This is a genomic window from Synechococcus sp. Lug-A (assembly GCF_024345655.1).
Lineage (GTDB): Bacteria > Cyanobacteriota > Cyanobacteriia > PCC-6307 > Cyanobiaceae > MW101C3.
The window spans coordinates 42,661-58,523 of record NZ_JAGQBN010000004.1; the positions used below are offsets into that span (position 1 = coordinate 42,661).

Annotated in this window: 14 protein-coding genes and 1 tRNA gene; 12 read left to right on the forward strand and 3 right to left on the reverse strand. The window is 69.0% G+C overall.

Annotation, left to right across the window (positions count from 1 at the left end; translation table 11 throughout):
* Window positions 1-50 precede the first annotated feature (50 nt).
* Window positions 51-121: transfer RNA gene (locus KBY86_RS04180), tRNA-Cys, on the reverse strand.
* Between the two features lie 45 nt (window positions 122-166).
* Here KBY86_RS04180 and KBY86_RS04185 point away from each other — a divergent pair.
* Window positions 167-1,408, forward strand: coding sequence for a lipid-A-disaccharide synthase-related protein (locus tag KBY86_RS04185; RefSeq protein WP_094514149.1), 1,242 nt, complete (start codon window positions 167-169; stop codon window positions 1,406-1,408).
* A 36-nt stretch (window positions 1,409-1,444) separates the two neighbouring features.
* On the forward strand, window positions 1,445-1,702 hold the full coding sequence (locus KBY86_RS04190) for a hypothetical protein (protein WP_255101377.1): 258 nt from the start codon (window positions 1,445-1,447) through the stop codon (window positions 1,700-1,702).
* Window positions 1,703-1,805: 103 nt separating this feature from the next.
* Here KBY86_RS04190 and KBY86_RS04195 read toward each other — a convergent pair whose 3' ends face one another.
* Entirely contained in the window at window positions 1,806-2,465 is a 660-nt protein-coding gene (locus KBY86_RS04195) for a ribonuclease D (RefSeq protein WP_255140338.1), read from the reverse strand.
* A gap of 78 nt (window positions 2,466-2,543) precedes the next feature.
* Between KBY86_RS04195 and KBY86_RS04200 the strand changes: the two genes are divergently transcribed.
* Together KBY86_RS04200 and KBY86_RS04205 are read left to right on the forward strand one after the other, a co-directional pair.
* The gene (locus KBY86_RS04200; RefSeq protein WP_094514160.1) at window positions 2,544-3,098 is read left to right on the forward strand and encodes a cofactor assembly of complex C subunit B; all 555 of its coding nucleotides are present in this window, start codon (window positions 2,544-2,546) and stop codon (window positions 3,096-3,098) included.
* Window positions 3,099-3,103: 5 nt separating this feature from the next.
* A complete protein-coding gene (locus KBY86_RS04205) occupies window positions 3,104-3,940 on the forward strand; it encodes a dehydrogenase (RefSeq protein WP_255140339.1) in 837 nt (278 codons plus the stop codon).
* Here the strand turns inward: KBY86_RS04205 and hemF are convergent.
* Window positions 3,888-5,057, reverse strand: coding sequence for an oxygen-dependent coproporphyrinogen oxidase (gene hemF / locus KBY86_RS04210; RefSeq protein WP_255140341.1), 1,170 nt, complete (start codon window positions 5,055-5,057; stop codon window positions 3,888-3,890). The genes KBY86_RS04205 and hemF overlap by 53 nt on opposite strands.
* An 88-nt stretch (window positions 5,058-5,145) precedes the next feature.
* On the opposite strand from hemF, the gene KBY86_RS04215 reads away from it, so the two are divergent.
* The 8 genes from KBY86_RS04215 to KBY86_RS04250 all read left to right on the forward strand — a co-directional run bounded on the left by KBY86_RS04215 (window position 5,146) and on the right by KBY86_RS04250 (window position 15,831).
* Window positions 5,146-6,237, forward strand: a complete 1,092-nt coding sequence (locus KBY86_RS04215) for an Mrp/NBP35 family ATP-binding protein (RefSeq protein WP_255140342.1) — start codon at window positions 5,146-5,148, stop codon at window positions 6,235-6,237.
* 5 nt (window positions 6,238-6,242) lie between these two features.
* The gene (gene rodA, locus KBY86_RS04220; RefSeq protein WP_399221095.1) at window positions 6,243-7,517 is read left to right on the forward strand and encodes a rod shape-determining protein RodA; all 1,275 of its coding nucleotides are present in this window, start codon (window positions 6,243-6,245) and stop codon (window positions 7,515-7,517) included.
* Window positions 7,514-8,926 (forward strand): sensor histidine kinase, encoded by a 1,413-nt coding sequence (locus KBY86_RS04225; protein ID WP_369803082.1) that lies wholly within the window; start codon window positions 7,514-7,516, stop codon window positions 8,924-8,926. Before rodA ends, KBY86_RS04225 begins: the two co-directional genes overlap by 4 nt.
* A gap of 137 nt (window positions 8,927-9,063) precedes the next feature.
* Entirely contained in the window at window positions 9,064-9,495 is a 432-nt protein-coding gene (locus KBY86_RS04230) for a photosystem I reaction center subunit II PsaD (protein WP_094514174.1), read from the forward strand.
* A gap of 88 nt (window positions 9,496-9,583) precedes the next feature.
* Window positions 9,584-11,107 (forward strand): anthranilate synthase component I family protein, encoded by a 1,524-nt coding sequence (locus tag KBY86_RS04235; protein WP_255140343.1) that lies wholly within the window; start codon window positions 9,584-9,586, stop codon window positions 11,105-11,107.
* Window positions 11,104-12,264, forward strand: coding sequence for a glutamate--cysteine ligase (gene gshA, locus KBY86_RS04240; protein WP_255140344.1), 1,161 nt, complete (start codon window positions 11,104-11,106; stop codon window positions 12,262-12,264). Before KBY86_RS04235 ends, gshA begins: the two co-directional genes overlap by 4 nt.
* A complete protein-coding gene (ppc, locus tag KBY86_RS04245; RefSeq protein WP_369803084.1) occupies window positions 12,261-15,308 on the forward strand; it encodes a phosphoenolpyruvate carboxylase in 3,048 nt (1,015 codons plus the stop codon). Before gshA ends, ppc begins: the two co-directional genes overlap by 4 nt.
* Entirely contained in the window at window positions 15,274-15,831 is a 558-nt protein-coding gene (locus tag KBY86_RS04250) for an N-acetyltransferase (RefSeq protein WP_255140346.1), read from the forward strand. The genes ppc and KBY86_RS04250 overlap by 35 nt, the downstream gene beginning before the upstream one ends.
* The last annotated feature ends 32 nt before the right edge of the window (window positions 15,832-15,863 follow it).

Sequence of the window (15,863 nt, forward strand, 5' to 3'; positions counted from 1 at the left end):
CCCCCACGCCTCATGGCGGGGCGAGGAGCTAACGGTTGACTGAATTAAAGAGGCGGCACCCAGATTCGAACTGGGGGTAAAGGATTTGCAATCCTCTGCCTTACCACTTGGCCATGCCGCCGCATGGGGGAGCAAACTCCCTGGACCGGATCGTATCAGCCACGGCATGCCCTCCCGTCTGCTGGTCCTGAGCAACGGGCATGGGGAGGATCTGATCGCGCTCAAGGTGATCGAGGCCCTGCAGCAGCGGCAGCCGGGCCTGGACGTGTGCGTTCTGCCCCTGGTGGGAGAAGGGCAGTGCTTTGCCGCGGCCGAAGCCGCCGGCGCCCTGCAGCGCATCGGCCCCCGCCAACGGCTGCCCAGCGGCGGCTTCAGCAACCAGAGTCTGTCGGGGCTGGTTCAGGACCTCGTCGCCGGCCTGCCCCAGCTCAGCTGGGGCCACCTGCAGACGGTGCGCCGCTGGGGGCGCACCCACCAGCCCCTGCTCGCTGTGGGAGACCTGCTCCCCCTGGCCCTGGCCTGGAGCAGCGGGGCACCGTTCGCCTTCATCGGCACCCCCAAGAGCGACTACACCTGGCGCAGCGGCCCGGGCCACAACGGCCTGGCCGATGGCTATCACCGCTGCAAAGGCAGCGAGTGGGATCCCTGGGAGTGGGCGCTGATGGGCTCGCGGCGCTGCCGGCTGGTGGCGGTCCGCGATGGGCTCACCGCCCGGGGGCTGCGCCGCCATGGGGTGCCGGCCCTGGCTCCGGGCAACCCGATGATGGATGGGCTGGCACCCACGGCCCTGCCGGCGGCTCTGGCCTCCAGCCGGCGGCTGGTGCTGCTGTGCGGCAGTCGTCTGCCGGAAGCGATCCGCAACTTCGAGCGGCTTCTTTCTGCCCTTCAGGGGCTGGCTGCAGAGCACGACACGCTGGTGTTCTGCCCGATCGGTGCCACCCCGGCGCCGGAGCAGCTCGGGCCAGCGCTGCGGGCGCATGGCTTCCAGCCTGTAGCCGTGCCCGGCGGCAGCGGCGCCGATCAGGCCTGGCGGCGGGGCGCGATGGTGCTGTTGCTGGGCCGGGGTTGCTTTCCGCGCTGGGCGGGGTGGGGAGAGCTGGGCCTGGCCACGGCGGGCACGGCCACCGAACAACTCGTGGGGCTCGGCCTGCCAGCCCTGTCTTTGCCGGGTCCTGGCCCGCAGTTCAAGCGGGCCTTCGCGCGCCGGCAGAGCCGGCTGCTGGGGGGAGCGGTGCAGGTGTGCGCCAGCCCTGGCGCATTGACCCGTCGCCTGAGGGAGCTGCTGCAGGATCCAGTCGGCATCCGCCGGCTGGGCCAGATCGGCCGGCGCCGCATGGGCAGCGCCGGCGGCAGCGAGCGACTGGCGGCCCTGCTCGAACGCCAGCTGCTGGCAGGGGGCCGGGGCTGAGGCGAGGATGGGGTCAACTCCCTACGCACCCCCCTGATGCCAGTTCCGCCCAATCGGGCCTATGCGGTGGCCACCGGCAACCTGGCCACCCTGCTGGGCATCAGCATCTCCTCCGCCCGGCGGCGGGTGGATCTGCAGGCGGCACGGGAGGAGGTGCGTGATGCCGCCGGCAGAGTGGTGATCGCCGAGCGGCTGATCGAGGCGGCGCGCGCCGATGCCCTCAGCCAGGGCCGGCTGCTGGATGAGCTGCTGGTGGCCAAGCCTTCGGAATCTAATTTCCTCGACGAGGACTGAACGTCACCGGCGCTGGGCGGATAGGGCTTCAGCGACCTTGGTCGTGGGGCGCCTCAACGGCTTTGTGCGGGCAGCCCTTCATCGGCCCTGGGCGTGCGAACCCTCAGCGACCCTGGGCCGAATGCTCGAACACGGAGCCGAAGCGGCTGCGGTCGAGGTCGGCGAACACCGGGATGCAGGCAAAGCAACGCTGCGCCAGCTCGAGGCGCTCTTCGCGTTCCAGGATCGCGCTCAGGCGGCGGTAGGCGGGCAGCAGGTAGCGGGCATCGTTGGCCGCATAGGCCAGCTGGGCCTCATCGAGCTCCTCCACCCGTCCCCAGTCGCTGCTCTGGGCCTGCTTGTCGAGCTCCACACCCACGAGCTCCTGCACCACCTCCTTGAGGCCATGGCGGGAGCTGTAGGTGCGGGCCAGGCGGCTGGCCACCTTGGTGCAGAACAGCGGCGCCACAGCGATGCCGAGCCCTTCCCCCAGGGCCGCCACATCGAAGCGGGCGAAATGGAACACCTTCTCGATCGTGGGGCTTTCCATCAGCTGCTGCAGACGCGGCGCCGCCTTCTGGCCGCGGGCGATGCGGATGCAGCAGACGTTGTCCTCGTCGTCGGCGATCTGTACCAGACAGAGGCGGTCACGACCGTGCACCAGCCCCATGGCTTCGGTATCCACCGCCAGGGCGAGCGCAGCGGCATACAGCCCCAGCCATTCCTCGTCGAGGTCGCCATCGAAGACGGCGAAGCGGGCGGGTGCGGAGGCGGAGGAACCCATCGAAGGCGAAGCGACGGTCGTCATCGTCGCCCGCCGGGGGACTGGGAGAGAATGGCCGCCACACACGGCCCGCTCCCCATGCCCCCTGCCCTGGGCTCCACCCTGCTGCTCACCGTTCTGCTGGCGATCGGGCTGGTGTTCTTCCTGCGGGCCGCCAGCAAGGACCGCACCACGGTGGTGGAGGTGCACTCGCCCCGCCCGCCGGTGGAGGTGCTGGAGGGCCTGAGCCAATGGTTGCTGCAGCGCGGCTGGCGCACCGACAGCGGCGATGCCGAGCGGCGGGTGCTTCGCTTCCAGGGCACCGTGGCCGCCAGCACCAATCTGGCGCTGCTGCTGTCCCTGCTGGCGGCGGTGGGGGGGGCCTGCCTCGGCCTGGTGCTGCGTCAGCTGTTGCCGGTGCTGGGCGGCTGGCCGCTGCTGCTGGTGGCGGCAGGCCCACTGGCGGGGGTGGTCTACCGGCGGCGGGCCAACCGGCAGGAGCAGGTCGAGTTGCGTCTGATCAGCGGCGATGAGGCCTCCGGCAGCAGCCTGCAGCTGCGGGCCCACCGCGATGAACTGATCGCCCTGGAACTGGAGATGGGCCCCCGCCTGCAGCTGGCCAGCGACGGTGCCCTGCTCAGCTCCCCGATCTGATCCCCATGCACTGCCTCGCCCCGACGCGCTGGCCCGGATCGCTGCTGCCCCGGTTCGGCCTGCTGGCGCTGGTGATCACCACCACGCTGCCGGTGCCGGCGGCCCTGGCCGGCCCTGATCCTCTCACCGGTCCCCGCACCCGGCTCAGCAAAGACTGGGTGGGCACCCGCACGCTCCCCCCCGGCACGCCGGTCCTGGTGCTGGCGGGCCACGCCGACTCCCAGGGCATCGCCGGCGCCGGCACACCGGGTGAGGCCGTGGCCCTGTTCGGGGCGGCCCCGATGCAGGCGGAGATCCGCGACGAGCTCTTCTGGAACCTGGCGGTGGCCCAGGAGGTGGCACGGCTCGGCCAGCAGCGTGGTCTGGCGATCGGCTTCTACGACCCCCCGCTCCGCACGATCGTCAACGGCGACGATCCCCGCACCAACTGGAGTGTGGGCCGCGAGCACGTGCGCCGCGGCGGCTATGCGGTCGAGATCCACTTCGATGCCTACGGCCCCGATGGATTCGGCTCCGGCCTGATCCCCCCGTTGCAGCAGCCGCTCAGCCGCCTCGACGAAGCACTGGCCGGTGCCTTCGGCGGGTTTCCGGCCCGCTTCCGCCAGGGGCTGGGGGCGCCCCGGCGCGGCATCGCCATCCTTGAGATCGGCAAGCTGGAAGGGCCCCTGGAAGCCGCGCTGCGCGACCCCTACCGGCGCCAGGCCACTCTGGAGGCCATCGCCGCCCGGGTGGTGCAGGCCATCGAGACGGGTCTCACGCCCAGTCCTGGCGGGCCCGGGACGGCTCCGCTCAGTCCACGGCCTGTCGGGGTCGGCAGCGTTCCTCCAGCGATGGATCGCTGAGCCACTCCTGCGGGCGGGTGAACAGCTCGGTGAGCAGCGCTTCGCGGCTGCCGGGCTCCGGCACATACCCGTATTCCCAGCGCACCAGCGGCGGCAGCGACATCAGGATCGACTCGGTGCGGCCGTTGGTTTGCAGGCCGAAGATCGTGCCGCGGTCGAACACCAGGTTGAACTCCACGTAGCGCCCGCGCCGGTAGAGCTGGAACTGCCGCTCTCGCTCGCCGTAGGGAAGGCCATTGCGCTTCTCCACGATCGGGATGAAGCTGGGCAGGAAGGCATTGCCGCAGGCTCCGGCCAGGCGGAACAGCTGCTCCCAGCCGTGGCTGCAGGGCCCCAGGGCCTTGCTGACGGCAGCGGCAGGGCCGGCTGGATCCTGCCCCTTGTAGAGGATGCCGCCCGGATCCTGGTAGTCGTAGAAGATGCCGCCGATGCCGCGGGTCTCGCCTCGGTGCTTCAGGTGGAAGTATTCGTCGCACCACGGTTTGAAAACCGTGTAATAGGCCGGGTCGACGCTGTCGCAGGCAGCCTTGAGCGTGCCGTGGAAATGGCGCGCGTCCTCCAGGAACGGGTAGTAGGGGGTGAGGTCGGCGCCGCCGCCGAACCACCACACAGGGCCGGCCTCGAAATAGCGGTAGTTGAGGTGGACGGTGGGAACGTAGGGGTTGCGGGGGTGGAGCACCATTGAGGTGCCGGTGGCGAACCAGTGCTGCCCCTTGGCCTCGGGGCGCTGGTTGAGGATTGACGGGGGAAGGTTGTCACCCTCCACCTCGGAGAAGTTCACACCGCCCTGCTCGAACACACGGCCCTCGCGCATCACCCGCGAGCGACCGCCCCCGCCTTCGGGGCGCTCCCAGCTTTCCTCCTTGAAAGTTCCCTCGCCGTCCAGGGCTTGCAGTCCCGCGCAGATGCTGTCCTGCAGGCCCATCAGCAACTGTCTGGCGCGCTGGCGTGAATCCGCGGGGGGTGGCGTCGCCGTGCCCTCTGGCCCGGGGGCCGTCGCTGTGCCCGCGGGGCCGGGGGACTGGGTTCCCACCGGCTCCGGCCCGCCCTGCCTGGCCACTCCCTGCTCCGCCACCAATCCCTTCGCCGCAAACGGCGCCCGATACCTGAACACCATTCCAGCCTGTCGCCCCGCCAGACAAGCCTTCGAGAGGGTCTGTCATGGGAGCGGCGCCTAAGATCACCCTCTTTGCCCAGTCAGCCGGATGGCCACCGCCGATCAGGCACGCGAAGCCCTTCAGGCCCTCTGCGACGCGGGCACCGGCCGCAGCCTGCTGGAACTGGCCTGGATCAGCCAGGTGCGCACCCAGGACAACCGCGCCCTGTTCCGACTCGCCCTTCCCGGCTACGCCACCAGCCAGCGCGAGCAGATCGCCAGCGCCGCGAGGGCAGCCCTGCTGGCACTTGATGGCATCGACGACGTCCAGATCGAGCTGGCCCAGCCCACCTCCAGCGCGGGGCACGGCCATGGCCATGGCGCCTCGGCGGCCCCGGGGCAGCTGCCCGAGCGCCAGGGCATCCCCGGGGTGAAGCGGGTGATCGCCGTCAGCAGCGGCAAGGGCGGTGTCGGCAAGAGCACGGTGGCCGTCAACCTGGCCTGCGCCCTGGCCGCCAGCGGCCTGAAGGTGGGCCTGCTGGACGCCGACATCTACGGCCCCAATGCCCCCACCATGCTGGGCGTGGCCGACCGCACCCCTGAGGTGAGCGGCAGCGGCGACCAGCAGGTGCTCACACCGATCGACACCTGCGGCATCGGCCTGGTGTCGATGGGCTTGCTGATCCAGGAGAACCAGCCGGTGGTGTGGCGTGGACCGATGCTCAACGGCATCATCCGCCAGTTTCTGTATCAGGTGAACTGGGGCGAACGCGACGTGCTGGTGGTCGACCTGCCACCCGGCACCGGCGACGCCCAGCTCACCCTCGCCCAGGCCGTGCCCATGGCCGGCGTGGTGATCGTCACCACACCCCAGAAGGTTTCGCTGCAGGATGCGCGCCGCGGCCTGGCGATGTTCCTGCAGATGGGGGTGAAGGTGCTGGGCGTGGTGGAGAACATGAGTGTGTTCATTCCTCCCGACAGGCCGGAGACCCGCTACGCGATCTTCGGCAGCGGTGGCGGCGCCGCCCTGGCCGCCGAAGCCGAGGTGCCCCTGCTGGCGGAACTTCCCCTGGAGATGAGCGTGATGGAGGCCGGTGATCAGGGGTTGCCGGTGGTGGTGGCCCGGCCGGATTCCGCCATGGGCCAGGCCTTCCGCGCCCTGGCGCACAGCCTCTCCAGCCCGAGCCTGACCCCGGCCTGAGCGTGATGGGCTTGCCCAAAGGGCGGCAGAGCATGTTCTCGGCGCGGCGGCCCCAACGGCGATCGCCGTTTCACGAGATCGATCTGGTGCTGTGGGGCATCCCCCTGGCCATGACCTTCCTGGCCGGCATCCTGATCGCCAGCACCCAGCGCCAGGCCGAATTCGCCGACTGGTATCAGCACTGGATCACCGGAGGGGTGGGCCTGGTGCTGGCGGCCCTGCTGTCTCGGGTGCCGCTGGAGCGGCTCAGGGCGTTGCTGCTGCCCATCTACGGCTTCACCGTGGTGAGCCTCATCAGCGTGCGATTGATCGGCACCTACGCCCTCGGGGCGCAGCGCTGGATCAACATCGGCGGCTTTCACGTGCAGCCTTCGGAGTTCGCCAAGCTCGGCGCGATCCTGCTGCTCGCCGGTGTGCTGTCGCGCTACCCGATCGAGCGACCGGTGGATCTGATCAGGCCCACCGGGGTGTTCCTGATTCCCTGGACCCTGGTGTTCCTGGAACCCAACCTGGGCACCTCTTTGGTGTTCGCCGCCGTTCTGCTGGTGATGATGTTCTGGGCCGGCATGCCGCTGGGCTGGGTGGTGCTGCTGCTGTCACCGCTGGTGGCAGCGATCCTGGCCGGCACACTCCCACCGGCGCTCGTGATCTGGGTGCCGCTCATGGGCCTGATCGCCTACCGCTCTTTGCCGTGGCGCTGGATCGGCGTGGCGATCACCCTGGCGGTGCAGGGTCTGTTTGCGGCCATCACCCCTTACCTCTGGATGCATGGGCTGAAGGCCTACCAACGCGACCGGCTGGTGCTGTTTCTCGATCCATCCAAGGATCCCCTCGGTGGGGGGTACCACCTGCTTCAGAGCAAGATCGGCATCGGCTCCGGCGGGCTCTGGGGCACCGGCCTGATGCACGGTCAGCTGACCAAACTGCGTTTCATCCCCGAGCAGCACACGGATTTCATCTTCAGCGCCCTCGGCGAGGAGCTCGGTTTCGTGGGCGCGATGCTGCTGCTGCTCGGCTTCGGTGTGCTGATGTGGCGCCTGTTGCAGATCGCCGGCAAGGCCCGCACCGATTTCGAGTCGTTGGTGGTGATCGGCGTGGGCGCCATGGTTCTGTTCCAGGTGGTGGTGAACATCAACATGACCATCGGGCTGGGGCCGGTCACCGGCATCCCCCTTCCTTGGATGAGCTACGGGCGTTCCTCCCTGCTGGTGAACTTCCTGGCGCTGGGGCTTTGCGCCTCGGTGAACCGCCACAGCCGCCACCAGCAGAGCCACTGGTGACCTCCCCGAGCCTGGCGCAGATCAGGCAGAGGCTGGCCGAAGGGGTGCCGCCCGGGCGCGCCGACGAGGACGGCGTGCGCCGGCAATGGTGGGCGGCCCTGGCCACCTTGCAGAACGACTTCCTGCCCGCGCTCCAGCCGCTTCGCGGCGTTTGGCTGGCCTCGCCCCTGCCGGCTCTCTACGAGCCAGCGTTGCTGCAACAGCTGCAGGGATGGGTCTGGACCCCGGCGGCGGTGGGGTCGTTGCTGCAGCCGCCGGTTGCACTGCTTCCGGATCCGCGCGGCGCCGTCCCGGCGGCGGCGGAAGGGAAGGCCGCCGCCTTCGAACGCCTGATCTTGCGGGACGACGACGGCACCGATCCGCTGTTGTTGCTGATCACCCCCGACCTGCAGGTGGCCATGGCCCTGGAGGGTGAGCCCCCGCGCCGCCGCTTTGTGCTGCGCTTCGATCCCGCCACCCTCTCGGCCGCCCTGCAACTGGTGGACCAGCGGCTTCAGGACACGGCTCCGCAGGCGGGTCTGCAATTGCGCAGCGCTCTGCAGCGGCTGGGCCAGCTGCGCAGCGACGAGGGCATGGCCTTGCGCTTCTGGCCGCGGCTGGGGGAACAGCTGGCCGCCATGGCGCCGAGTGTCACGCTTCAGCCGCTGGTGGCTACGGGAGCCGGCAACGATCACCAGGCCGAACGCTCCAGCGAGCTGGCCCTGCTGGAAGCCCTCACCCATGAGGTGCGCACGCCCCTGGCCACGATCCGCACCCTCATCCGCTCCCTGCTGCGGCGCCGCGACCTGCCCGCCGTGGTGGAGCAGCGGCTGCAGCAGATCGACAGCGAATGCAGCGAACAGATCGATCGCTTCGGTCTGATCTTCCATGCCGCCGAGCTGCAGCGTCAGCCGCGGCAGCAGCAACAGCTCGCCCGCACCGATCTGGCGGCCCTGCTGCACCAGCTGGCAGGGCTCTGGCAGCGGCAGCTGGAACGGCGCGGCCTGACGCTGCAGCTTGAGGTGGCCGAGGCGATGCCGCCGGTGCTCAGCGATCCGAGCCGCCTGGAAACGATGCTGGGCGGCCTGATCGACCGGTTCAGCCGCAGCCTGCCGGGGGGCACCACCGTGCGGATCCGCTTGCAACCGGCGGGATCACGGCTGAAATTGCAGCTGAGCTGCGATGAAGCCGGCGGCGGCCGTGAGCCTGACGGAGACAAGTCCGGGGGGCGGGGATCCACCGCCACCGTCGGACCGGTGCTGCGCTGGGATCCGCTCACCGGCAGCCTGCAGCTCAGCCGGCAGGCCACTCAGGACCTCTTCCGCAGCCTGGGGGGCCGGTTGACCGAACGCTCCGGCAGCGGCCTGACCGTGTTCTTTCCCCTCGCCAACCAGGGGGCGACCGCGCCTCCGCCACGCGAACCCGCCTGACTTTGTTGACGGGTGTGAAGACCAGGCGCCGAGAGACGGTCTGGCTGAAATGACAGTGCTAGCTTCCAGCCGAAATGGTCGGCGGACGGCTTCTGAGCACCCCTCAGACCCCTGCAGACTCCCCTCCCCCCACAGCCATGACAGCAACGGCGCTGAGCGGTCAACTTCCCAAGTACATCGGCAGCACCGGCGGTCTGCTCAACTCGGCTGAAACTGAGGAGAAGTACGCGATCACCTGGACCAGCTCCAAATCCCAGCCCTTCGAGCTGCCCACCGGTGGTGCCGCCGAGATGAACGAAGGGGAGAACATCATGTATTTCGCCCGCAAGGAACAGTGCCTCGCCCTCGGCACTCAGCTGCGCACCAAGTTCAAACCCAGAATTGAGGATTACAAAGTTTACCGTATCTTCCCCGGCGGTGACACCGAGTATCTGCACCCGAAAGATGGTGTGTTCCCCGAGAAGGTCAACGAAGGCCGCCCAATGGTGAACCACAACGCCCGCCGCATCGGCCAGAACCCCGACCCTTCCTCGATCAAGTTCTCGGGCCGCAACACCTTCGACAGCTGAAGCTCTGACCTGCGCTGATCCCTCGCGCAAACAACACTTAGAAAGGCGGGGCCGGTGGCCCCGTTTTTTTTGCCCGGCCGTAGGCCCGATGCCCTTTCCCGATCGCGACGCCTTTCTCGCTCAGGCCAGCTCAGGCCGCACCTTCATCCCCCTGTGGGACCGCTGGCCAGCCGACCTCGAAACGCCTCTCACCACCTGGTTGAAGGTGGGCACCACAAGCAGCCATGGGGTGCTGCTGGAGTCGGTTGAGGGCGGCGAGCGGGTGGGGCGGTGGAGCTTCGTTGCCACCGATCCCCTCTGGACGCTCACGGTGCGTGGTGCCAGCGCCGAGCGCCTCTGGCGTGATGGGCGCTGCGAGCCGCTGGAAGGCAACCCCTTCGAGCTGTTGCGCGACGGCCTGGCCGGCCTCCATACCAGCCCGATCCCCGGCCTGCCGCCGGTGGGGCAGCTGTTCGGCTTCTGGGGCTACGAGCTGATTCGCTGGATCGAACCCAGCGTGCCGGTGCATCCCTGCGATCCGCATGGCCCGCCCGATGGCTGCTGGATGCTGGCCGACAGCCTGCTGGTGTTCGACCAGGTGAAGCGGCAGATCACGGCTGTGGCCTACGCCGACCTGAGCCAGGGGGGCGATCCCGAGCAGGCCTACGCGGCGGCAGTGGAGCGCATCTCGGCGCTGGAAGCCCGCATGCATGCTCCGCTGCCCAGCAGCGTCCTTCCGCTGCGCTGGGAATCGGAGCCCACCAGGACGCTCCCCACCACCAGCAACCGCAGCCGGGAGGATTTCGAGTCCGCCGTGCGGGCCTCCCGCGAACACATCGCCGCCGGCGATGTGTTCCAGCTGGTGCTCAGCCAGCGGCTGGAAACCCGCATGCACCGCGATCCGTTCGACATCTACAGAAGCCTGCGGATGGTGAACCCCTCCCCTTACATGGCCTTCTTCAACTTCGGCGGCTGGCACCTGATCGGCTCGAGCCCCGAGGTGATGGTGAAGGCCGAGCCGATGGCGGCAGGGGTGAAGGCCTCGCTGCGGCCGATCGCCGGCACGCGCCCCCGCGGCGCCGATGAAAGCGAAGACCAGCAGCTCGAGCGCGACCTGCTGGCCGATCCCAAGGAACGGGCCGAGCATGTGATGCTCGTGGATCTCGGTCGCAACGACCTGGGCCGGGTCTGCGCACCCGGCAGCGTCAAGGTCACGGAGCTGATGGTGATTGAGCGCTATTCCCACGTGATGCACATCGTCAGCCAGGTGGAGGGCGTGCTCGCCGCTGGCAAGGACATCTGGGACCTGCTCAAGGCCTCCTTCCCCGCCGGCACCGTGAGTGGCGCCCCGAAGATCAGGGCGATGCAGCTGATTCATGCCCTTGAACCCGATGCCCGAGGCCCGTACTCCGGCGTCTACGGCGCCATGGACCTGAGCGGTGCGCTCAACACCGCGATCACGATCCGCACGATGGTGGTGCTGCCCCACCCGGACGGCGGCTGGCGGGTGCAGGTGCAGGCGGGAGCCGGCCTGGTGGCGGATTCCCAGCCCGCCAGTGAGTACGAGGAAACCTTGAACAAGGCGCGCGGCCTGCTCAAGGCGCTGGCCTGCCTCGGCGAGGAACGGCCATGAGCGCCTCCCTGCTGACCAAGGGGTTCGAGGTGGAACTGTTCACCGGCCGCTCCGACGGCCGTGTGGTGGGGGTGGCGGCTGAGGCCGCCGCGGCCCTCAGCGGCTTCGTGACCGAACCGGATCACCGCAATCTCGAATACATCACCGAACCGGACGCCGATTACGCCCGCCAGCTGGCGCTGCTGCTGGAGCCCCGCCGACGGTTGCGGCACTGGCTGCAGGACCGCGGCCTCACCCTGCTGCCGGGCAGCACCTTGAGCCTGGGGGACAGCCGGCGCTTCGAGCGCTCCGACCCCAGCAACCCGTACCACGGCTTCATCGCCTCGGCCTACGGCACCCGGGTGGTGACCGCGAGCGTGCACATCAACCTGGGCCTCACGTCGATGGAACCTCTGTTCGCCGCCTGCCGGCTGCTGCGCTGCGAGGCGGCGCTGCTGCTGGCCCTGAGTGCGAGCAGCCCCTTCCTCGATGGCGTCGCCACCGGCGCCCATTCGCAGCGATGGCTGCAGTTTCCGCTCACCCCCGAGCAGGTACCCCTGTTTCTCGATCACGGGCACTACATCCGTTGGATGGAAGAGCAGCTGGCGGCGGGAACGATGCGCAACATCCGCCACCTCTGGACCTCCGTGCGGCCCAACGGCGACGACCGTCCCCACCGGCTTAACCGGGTGGAGATCCGGATCTGTGATCTGATCAGCGATCCCCGGCTGCTGCTGGCGATCACCGCCTTCGCCGAGCTGCGCCTGTGGCAGCTGCTCGACGACCCCGACGCCCACGACCCCCTGCTCGCCAGCCGTCTCAGCCCCGACGCCCTGGCGGAGCTGGCCGATGCCAACGATCAGGCCGCCGCGCGCCTGAGCCTCGACAGTGAGTTGCGCGACTGGCGCAGCGGCGAAACGATCACGGCTCGCGCCTGGCTGCGGCGGGAGATCGATGCGCTGTGGCCCCTGGCCGAACGCAGCGGCCTCGCCCCCTGGCTGCTGCCGCTGGAGGCGGTGCTGCGGGACGGCAACCAGGCGATCCGCTGGCTGGCGCTGCACCGGCAGGGCGAATCGATCGAGGCGATCCTCAGCCGCGAGGTGGTCTGGATGGAAGAGCAGGAACGCACGTGGGATCCGGCACCGCTCAACACAGAAGCCCTGCACCCTTTGGGATGATCATGGGAGCGTCCTCTGCTGGCTCCGTCCTCATGCGGCAGTCCCTGTCCGCCCCTGCACCCATGCGCGAAGACGGCGTCATGGAGGCCGGCCTGGCGCAGCCTGCCCCGCGGGTGACCCGTCTGCTCGGTGAGCGGCTGGAGCTGGTTGAAGACCTCTGGAAAACCGTGCTGCGCAGCGAGTGCCCGCCCGAGCAGGCGGAACGGCTGCTGCGCATGAAAGATCTCAGCGATCCCGCCAACGCCCTGACGGCCAGCGCCACCAGCGCAGCGATCGTGCAGCTGATCAGGGACATGGATCTGGCGGAGGCGATCGCCGCGGCCCGCGCCTTTTCTCTCTACTTCCAACTGGTCAACATCCTCGAGCAGCACATCGAGGAAGACAGCTACCTGGCCAGCCTCCAGGAGGGCACCACCAACCCCATCCCCGATCCGTTCGCGCCGCCGCTCGCCAGCCAGACCGATCCGGCCACCTTCCGCGAGCTGTTCACCCGCCTGCGGGGGCTGAACGTGCCTCCTGCCCAGCTGGAAAACCTGCTGCGCGAACTGGACATCCGCCTGGTGTTCACTGCCCACCCCACCGAGATCGTGCGCCACACCGTGCGGCACAAGCAGCGGCGGGTGGCGAGCCTGATCCACCGGCTACAGGTGAACAGCCCCAGCGATCTGCACGACGAGCGCAGCCTCAGGCTGCAGCTGGAGGAGGAGATCCGGCTGTGGTGGCGCACCGATGAGCTGCACCAGTTCAAGCCGTCGGTGCTCGACGAAGTCGACTACGCCCTGCATTACTTCCAGCAGGTGCTGTTCGACGCCATGCCGCTACTGCGCCAGCGCATCCACAGCGCCCTGGGCTGCAGCTACCCGGATGTGGAGCCCCCCCGCGACGCCTTCTGCACCTTCGGCTCCTGGGTGGGAGCTGATCGCGACGGCAACCCCTCGGTCACGCCGGACATCACCTGGCGCACTGCCTGCTATCAGCGGCAGCTGATGATCGAGCGCTACATCAGCGCCGTCCAGGACCTGCGCGATCAACTCAGCATCTCGATGCAGTGGAGCCAGGTGAGCGCTCCGCTGCTGGAATCCCTGGAGATGGATCGGCTGCGCTTCCCCGAGATCTACGACGAACGGGCTGCCCGCTACCGGCTGGAACCCTACCGGCTGAAGCTGAGCTACACCCTGGAGCGGTTGCGCCTCACCCACCGCCGCAACCAGCAGTTGGCGGAGGCGGGCTGGGAGGCCCCCTGCGATGCCGGCTCCTTCCCGCCGGCTCTCACCATCGGCACCGGGCCGATCGCCAGCGCCCCGCAAGACCTCCACTACGCCTCCGTGGATGAATTGCGCACCGATCTGGAGCTGCTGCGCGACAGCCTCGAAACCACCGGGCTCAGCTGTGAGCCGCTGCGCAAGCTGCTGAGCCAGGTGCACATCTTCGGCTTCAGCCTCGCCACCCTCGACATCCGCCAGGAGAGCACCCGCCACAGCGATGCCCTCGACGAACTGAGCCGTTACCTCCAGCTGCCGGTGCCCTACGGCGAGATGGCCGAGGACGAGCGCGTCGCCTGGTTGCTGCAGGAGCTGCAGACGCGGCGGCCGCTGCTGCCCGCCGCCGCCGTCTGGAGCCCGGCCACGGCCGAAACCTTCGCGGTGTTCCGCATGCTTGAGCGGCTGCAGCGGGAGTTCGGCACGCGCATCTGCCGCAGCTACGTGATCTCGATGTCGCACACGGCCTCCGATCTGCTGGAGGTGCTGCTGCTCGCCAAGGAGGCCGGGCTGGTCGATCCCAAGGCGGTGCGCACCTCGCTGCTGGTGGTGCCCCTGTTCGAAACGGTCGAAGACCTCCAGCACGCCCCGGCCGTGATGGAGCGGCTGTTCAGCGAACCCTTCTACCTGCAGCTGCTCGCAAGCAATGGCGAAGCCGACAGGGCCCTGCAGGAAGTGATGCTCGGCTACTCCGACAGCAACAAGGATTCCGGCTTTCTCTCCAGCAACTGGGAGATCCACAAGGCCCAGATAGGCCTGCAGCGGCTGGCGCTGCAGCACGGGGTGGCGCTGCGCATCTTCCATGGCCGCGGCGGCTCGGTGGGACGCGGCGGCGGGCCCGCCTACCAGGCGATCCTGGCCCAGCCGAGCGGAACGATGAATGGCCGCATCAAGATCACCGAGCAGGGCGAGGTGCTCGCCTCGAAGTATTCCCTGCCCGAGCTGGCGCTCTACAACCTCGAGACGATGACCACCGCCGTGCTGCAGAACAGCCTGGTGAGCAGCAGCCTCGATGACACCCCCGCCTGGAACGAGCTGATGGGCCGCCTCGGTGCCCGCTCCCGTCAGCACTACCGCAAGCTGGTGCATGAAAACCCCGACCTCGTGGAGTTCTTCCAGCAGGTCACCCCGATCGAGGAGATCAGCAAGCTGCAGATCTCCAGCCGGCCGGCCCGCCGCAAGAGCGGCGCCAAGGATCTGTCCAGCCTGCGGGCCATCCCGTGGGTGTTCGGCTGGACCCAGAGCCGCTTCCTGCTGCCGAGCTGGTTCGGTGTGGGGGCGGCGCTGCAGGAGGAGCTGGAGCACGACCCCGACCAGCTGGAGCTGCTGAAGCTGCTCTACCAGCGCTGGCCCTTTTTCCGGATGCTGATCTCCAAGGTGGAGATGACCCTCTCGAAGGTGGATCTCGACCTGGCCCATCACTACGTACAGGCTCTGGGCCGGCCCAGCCACCGCGACGCCTTCGAGCGCATCTTCGAGGTGATCGCCGCCGAGTTCACGCTCACCCGGGATCTGGTGCTGAAGATCTCCGGCCACACCCGCCTGCTGGATGGTGATCCGGCCCTGCAGCTCTCGGTGGATCTGCGCAACCGCACGATCATTCCGCTGGGCTTCCTGCAGGTGGCCCTGCTGCGCCGCCTGCGCGACCAGCACCGCCAGCCGCCGATGAGTGAAGTGGCCAGCGATGCCGCCACCGATGGGCGCACCTACAGCCGCAGTGAGCTGCTGCGCGGCGCCCTGCTCACGATCAATGGCATCGCCGCCGGCATGCGCAACACGGGTTGAACGCTGCTTGATCCCGTTTCGCAACCAACCGGCCGTGCCGCGTCTCCCTGATGGGTACGTCCTGGAGAGTGAGCCCTCCCCCCACCCCAGTGAGCTGAACCGGCTGCTGATGGCCTGCGGCGAACCGCAGCGCAGTGAGGCCAAGCTGGCGCAGGTGCTCCTGCGCAGCGCCTGGCAGCTGAGCGTGCGCAACCCCGCCGGCGAGCTGGTGGGCTTCGTGCGCGCCACCAGCGATCAGGCGCTGAACGCCAACCTCTGGGACCTGGCAGCCACCCCCGGCGACGAACAGCAGCAAGCGGTGCTGACCGTGCTGGTGCATGCCGCCCTCTCCCGCCTGCGCCGTGAGCTCAGCGGTTGCAGCATCTCGGTGGCGGCCCCACCGGAGGCCTTGCCAGCCTTGCGCCGCTATGGGTTTCTGGTGGATCCCGGTGGCATCCGCGCCATGGGTCTGGGCCTCAAGGCGGAGGTGGAGGCGCCGGCCCCCGCCGGCGACGGGGCATCATCGCGGCCAATGGCCGAGTGACACCCGCCACTGGTGTGAGGGAGGGTCGCCTT